The sequence below is a fragment of the Paraburkholderia sp. SIMBA_053 genome, assembly GCF_046534895.1.
Classification (GTDB): Bacteria; Pseudomonadota; Gammaproteobacteria; order Burkholderiales; family Burkholderiaceae; genus Paraburkholderia; species Paraburkholderia caledonica.
Map to the genome: position 1 here is coordinate 1 of NZ_JAWRXU010001099.1, position 256 is coordinate 256.

Annotated in this window: 1 protein-coding gene; it reads right to left on the bottom strand. The window is 59.4% G+C overall.

Features of this window, described 5'->3' with window-relative positions:
- Positions 1 to 64 precede the first annotated feature (64 nt).
- Positions 65 to 256: dihydrofolate reductase family protein (locus tag SB753_RS39030; protein WP_410805416.1), on the bottom strand; the 192-nt coding region annotated here is incomplete at its 5' end.

Consider the following 256-nt stretch of genomic DNA (forward strand, 5'->3'; position numbering starts at 1 on the left):
TCGGATTGTAACCCATGGGTTACGGAACATCAAACCTTCGCACTGGCAGGCAGGCCCAGCAATCCTAACCTTCATCCCCAAACGCCCCAGTCCGCACCTCACCCTCGCGCAAATACCGCGTGATAATCACCCCACGCGACGTCTCCACCGACTGCACCAGCCTGAACGCGCACGCCGCAGCGTCATCACCAAAAAGCCGCTTCCCCCGCCCAAGTATCACCGGATAGACAAGCAGCCTCAGCTCATCCACCAAACC